The sequence below is a fragment of the Arenibacter lacus genome, from assembly GCF_008711145.1.
GTDB classification, from domain to species: Bacteria; Bacteroidota; Bacteroidia; order Flavobacteriales; family Flavobacteriaceae; genus Arenibacter; species Arenibacter amylolyticus.
Genome location: NZ_VVIN01000108.1, coordinates 1 through 5,245, shown reverse-complemented (window position 1 = coordinate 5,245; position 5,245 = coordinate 1). Strand labels below are relative to the sequence as shown.

6 protein-coding genes are annotated in these 5,245 nt (G+C 41.0%); 4 read left to right on the top strand and 2 right to left on the bottom strand.

The window, feature by feature from the left end; all coding sequences use genetic code 11:
• Positions 1–64: 64 nt before the first annotated feature.
• Entirely contained in the window at positions 65–1,645 is a 1,581-nt protein-coding gene (hutH, locus tag F1E73_RS16300) for a histidine ammonia-lyase (protein WP_150452559.1), read from the bottom strand.
• Positions 1,646–1,723: 78 nt separating this feature from the next.
• Here hutH and F1E73_RS16295 point away from each other — a divergent pair, with 78 nt between their 5' ends.
• Both F1E73_RS16295 and F1E73_RS16290 read left to right on the top strand, forming a co-directional pair.
• Complete coding sequence (locus tag F1E73_RS16295) at positions 1,724–2,626, top strand: LysR family transcriptional regulator (protein ID WP_150452558.1); 903 nt, start codon at positions 1,724–1,726, stop codon at positions 2,624–2,626.
• A 56-nt stretch (positions 2,627–2,682) separates the two neighbouring features.
• Positions 2,683–3,234, top strand: a complete 552-nt coding sequence (locus F1E73_RS16290; protein ID WP_086476589.1) for a nitroreductase family protein — start codon at positions 2,683–2,685, stop codon at positions 3,232–3,234.
• A 10-nt stretch (positions 3,235–3,244) separates the two neighbouring features.
• On the opposite strand, the gene F1E73_RS16285 is transcribed toward F1E73_RS16290, so the two are convergent.
• On the bottom strand, positions 3,245–3,757 hold the full coding sequence (locus tag F1E73_RS16285) for a DUF456 domain-containing protein (RefSeq protein WP_150452557.1): 513 nt from the start codon (positions 3,755–3,757) through the stop codon (positions 3,245–3,247).
• A gap of 301 nt (positions 3,758–4,058) precedes the next feature.
• On the opposite strand from F1E73_RS16285, the gene F1E73_RS16280 reads away from it, so the two are divergent.
• Together F1E73_RS16280 and F1E73_RS16275 are read left to right on the top strand one after the other, a co-directional pair.
• Entirely contained in the window at positions 4,059–4,421 is a 363-nt protein-coding gene (locus tag F1E73_RS16280) for a BlaI/MecI/CopY family transcriptional regulator (RefSeq protein WP_150452556.1), read from the top strand.
• The coding region (locus tag F1E73_RS16275; RefSeq protein ID WP_317132995.1) for a M56 family metallopeptidase at positions 4,418–5,245 on the top strand (828 nt) is incomplete at its 3' end. The genes F1E73_RS16280 and F1E73_RS16275, both read left to right, overlap by 4 nt.

The window sequence follows — 5,245 nt, the reverse complement described above, 5'->3', positions numbered from 1 at the left end:
TTAAAGGGACCGATGAGTGAATAGTTGTTCATGTTGATGATTTAGTTTCTTATTCCAGCCATTTTTAATATTGTTCAAACTCCGCTTCAAATGGACTGTTTGGGGTAAGTTGTTGTTGTTTCATCACTTTTCTTACCGTGTGAATAAGGGTTTGATTTTGAATTAATTGAATTCCTTTCTCAATATCGTCTGAAAAGACCCGGTCCTTATCGGCGAAAGCGACCTTTTTACGGACTTCTTGGTGGACTTCATCCAGGATGATGCCCGATTTCATGGGCTTTCTAAATGTAAATGCCTGGGCTGCGGTAAGGAGTTCTATAGCTAATATTTTCTCTACATTTTCCAAAACCTGCAGGGCCTTTCTTCCACTGATAGATCCCATACTTACGTGGTCTTCCTGACCAAGGGAGGTGGGAATGCTATCTGCACTCGATGGAAAACAAAGTCCCTTGTTCTCACTTGCCAAAGCGGCAGTAGTATACTGTAGAATCATATAGCCAGAATTGATCCCGGTATCCTTCATCAGTAATTTGGGGACTCCGGGGCTATTGCCTTCCAAAGCCAGGTATATTCTACGATCCGATATGTTACCCAGCTCCGAGGCGGCCAAACAAGCATAATCCAGTGCTAAGGCAAGGGGCTGACCGTGAAAGTTACCACCGCTGATAGTTAAGTCTTCATCAATGATAATGGGGTTATCCGTAACCGAATTGAGTTCAACTTCCAATAGCTCCTTTAAATGCAACCACGCATTCCTAGAGGCGCCGTGCACCTGTGGGATGCAGCGGAGGGAGTAGGGGTCCTGGACTTTCTCGCAATTGGCATGGGATTTCATAATTTCCGAACCCTTTAATAAAAACCGGATATTGGCAGCCACATGAATATTACCTTTAAAGGGGCGGATCGTGTGCAGCTCTTTATAAAATGGTTTAACACTCCCCTGTAAGCCTTCTATCATCATGGCGCCAATAATATCTGCCTGGGTAAGGCAAGATTGCATTTTTTGGACCACCATTACCGCATGGGCAGCAATAAATTGGGTGCCATTGATTAGGGCCAGTCCCTCTTTGGGACCCAACTCCAAGGGCTGGAGTCCCGCTTTCTTAAGTAGCGATTCCGTTGGTAGTACTTCTCCCTGGTAGTGAACCTTTCCCAGTCCGATTAATGGGAGGAAGAGATGGGAAAGGGGAGCCAAATCTCCCGATGCGCCAACGGATCCTTGGGAAGGGACTATGGGGATTGCATTGTTGTCTATATGCCATATAATTCTGTCTAGGGTGGTTTCTGCAATACCAGAATATCCTGTTGCTAGTGAATGGACCTTTAGGACCATCATTAACTTGGCAATTTCCGAGGCTATGGGCGTACCCACCCCTACACTATGACTTTTTAAAATATTGCTTTGTAATATCTTGGTTTCCTCCTTAGATATCTTGGTGGTGCACAAGGGACCAAAACCGGTATTTATTCCATATACGGGCTCCCCCTTCTCCACAATATTGGCAACAACATTGCAGCTAGCCTGAATCTTTTCCCTGATGGTACTGGAGATAACACCCTTGGTTTTTCCTTTTGCAATGGATAGTGCTATTCCGGCAGTAAGATGATCCTCACCAAATTGGAATGATTTTGTTGAACTGGACATAGATGATTTTTTATGATTATAAATTTATTGATTAAGTTTGATAGTTGCCAATACCAATAAGTTGTGTAATTAATAACTATGAGTTATCAAATAGAAATTCGACATTTTAAATATTTCCTAGCAGTTGCGGAGGAGTTGCATTATAGAAAAGCAGCAGAGAAATTGAATATATCCCAGCCAGGCCTAAGTAGACAGATAAAGCAGATGGAGGAGATTTTGGAGGTGGAGTTGTTTGTTAGAAGCAAAAAGAACGTGGCACTCACTGCTGCGGGTGAATATTTAAGAGGGGAGGTTGAGTTTATTTTAAATCACCTCGAGGTCACTAAAAAACAATTAAAGTATGTAGATCAAGGAAAGTATGGCGAGGTGCGGATTGGATTTTTGGGTTCGGCAATGCAGGAGGTTATTCCAAAATTGTTGCTTAAACTTAAGCATAGTTTTCCAGGGATACGTACTAGTTTGGAGGAGCTTTCCAACAATGCACAACTTAACGCTTTGCTCAAGGATAGGTTGGATATGGGTTTTGTACGCCTTTCCAGAGTCCCCGATGGATTTAATCTTAGACCTATCTATGAGGATACCTTTTCTGTGGTGCTTCCTGCAGAACACCCACTGTCGGTGCAAGATTTTAAGGGCATGGGGCAGTTATCCGAGGAGAATTTTATTCTTTTCTCCCAAGATTATAGCCCCTTGTACTACGATACCATTATGAGTATTTGTGAAGATGCGGGCTTCACCCCCAAAGTTTCGCATAAATCGGTACATGCCCAAACCATCTTTAAATTGGTGGAGAACAATTTAGGGGTGGCCATAGTTCCTACCTCCCTTCAATTTGGATTTAAGATGAAGGTTAAGTTTGTTGAGTTAGCAAGGATACCACAGAAAGCCGTATTATCGGTAGTTTGGAAAGAGGACAATAGGAATCCTGCTTTAAGGCATTGTGTTAATTTATTGTTGGAGGGGGAATGGAATGCCATTTGATCATGTAATTTTATTGTTTATTTTAATAGATAGGATACTTTTTAATAATTTGAAATATGATATTTGATGTAATTAAGGAAAGACGATCTGTTTTCCCAGCACAGTACACCGGTACTCCAATTGCCAAGGAAGACATTGAAAAAGTATTGGAAGCTGCCAATTGTGCGCCCACCCATAGAAAAACGGAACCATGGCGGTTTAAAGTATTGCAAGGGGAGGCCAAGGAAAAGTTGGGAATGTTCCTGTCTTTAAAATATATGGAAACAGACCCCAGTCCAAAGCAGTTTAAGGCGGGTAAATTGATTGAGAACCCTAAAAAAGCGGGCGCTATTATTGCTATTTGTATGCAGCGCGATCCCAATGAAAGTGTGCCAGAATGGGAGGAAATAGCGGCAACGGCTATGGCGGTACAAAATATGTGGCTGTGTTGTACCCAAATGGGAATCGGTTGCTACTGGAGTTCGCCAGGACTAATTAAATATATGGACGAGTTTTTTGAATTTAATGAAGGTGAAAAATGCCTCGGATTTTTCTATATGGGAAATTATGAGGGAGACCTCCCCGAAGTAGAAAGAGGCACTTGGGAAGAGAAAGTTACTTGGATGTAAATTTTTGTCCCTAGTAAAAAGTAAACAGGGCCGACTTATTTTCCCACGTCTTATAGATAAATAGGCCTAGAAATATTACGGTAACCATGAATTTTATAAAGGTGCCGGTAAGAAAGCCCAAAAAAGACCCGAAAGCAGCCTTCAAGGCTGTTTTTTGGTCTGCTTTATTAATCAATTCCCCTACCAATGCGCCCACAAAAGGCCAAATGATAATTCCGAAAAACCCAAGAATGGGAAAAATCAGTGCTATCAGCAATCCTAGGGTAGTGCCAATCATTCCCCACCTACTGCCTCCAAACTTTTTGGTACCCCATACCGGGATAATATAATCCAGGGCAAAAACAATAATGGCAATACCCAGCGTAATGCCTAAGAAAACCCAATCATCGGGTACGGCCTTGGTGAGATGCAGAAGCAGCAACCCCACCCAACTGATGGGCGTTCCTGGTAAAACGGGAAGAAAGCTGCCTAGAATTCCCACGAACATTAAAATAAATCCAAGAAATAATAATAAGATGTCCATTGATTGCCTTTAAATACGTTAGAAATTGTTTTGTGTTGGACGAAGATAAGGGAGAATTGTTACAGTAGCGTAAGGAATGACTGGATGAGTCACTTCAACAGAGTCCCTTTTTTCCAGACTCCCAATGCGTTCGGGAGAGAAGTCGCACACCTTGCTATTTTATGGGAGAGGAACTATATAAGAATTAGCATCCTATCTCTACCTAAAAAACACCTCAATACAAAATTTAACAACTAAATTATTAGTTTAAACTAATAATTTAGTTATATTTGATTTAAAGTTAAACTAAAAACTTAGTTGTATGAAGCAGTTGACCAAGGCAGAAGAAGAGGTAATGCACGTATTATGGCAATTGGAAAAATGTAATGTAGCCGCCATAATAGAGCAATTTCCAGAACCTAAACCAGCGTATAACACCGTGTCCACTATTGTCCGAATTCTAGAGAGCAAAGGCTTTGTAGATCACGAAAAGGAGGGAAGGGGACATTTATATTTTCCACTCGTGAAGAAATCGGACTACGGGAACCAATCCATCAATAAGTTGGTGGATGGTTATTTTCAAGGCTCTTTTAAAAGTATGGTTTCTTTCTTTATGAAGAAAAATGATATGAGTCTTTCGGAGTTAGAATCCATTATGAAGGAAATTAAAAAGGAAAAGGAATGATACAGTATATCCTAGAATGCATGGCGTTTCAGCTATTATTTTTAATAGTGTACGACCTGTTTTTAAAAAGGGAGACTTTTTTCCAATGGAACAGAGCATATCTTCTAGGCTCCTTTGCGCTTTCCATAGTATTACCTTGGATTAAGATTGAAGCGCTAAAGACCACCGTGTCCCAAGAATCCTTTGTATATCCGGAATATCTGTGGGGCATGGACATGTCGGCTGGAGTGGTAGCGACCCCTGAACCTTCAGCCTCAATCCAACTTTCTACTACCGAAATGGTTCTTTATGGGGGAATGCTCTTAGCAGCAGTGTTGTTTTGCTTTAAACTGTATCAGTTGTATCGACTTAAAAGAAAGGGCGAGATCCGCTACTTTGAAAGTTTTACCCGAATAATGGTGCACAATAGTCAAATGGCCTTTTCATTTTTTAGGTCCATTTTCATAGGGGACAAAGTATTGGAAAAGGATCATGATAGTATCATTCAGCACGAGCTGGTGCATATAGAACAGCGACACTCCTTGGACCTGTTGTTTTTTGAGCTCATGCGGATTGTGGCCTGGTTCAATCCTCTGGTCTACGTCTATCAAAACCGAATTTCCGAATTGCACGAGTTCATCGCCGATGCAAAAGTGGCCAAAACCCACAAGGAAGCACAATACCAAATGTTGTTATCGCAGGTTTTTCAGACCCAAAACATTTCATTCATCAATCATTTTTATAAAAGTTCATTAATCAAAAAACGAATAGTCATGTTACAAAAAACAAAATCAAAACAAATCTGGAGGTTAAAGTATTTAGTATTAATTCCATTAGTAATTGGA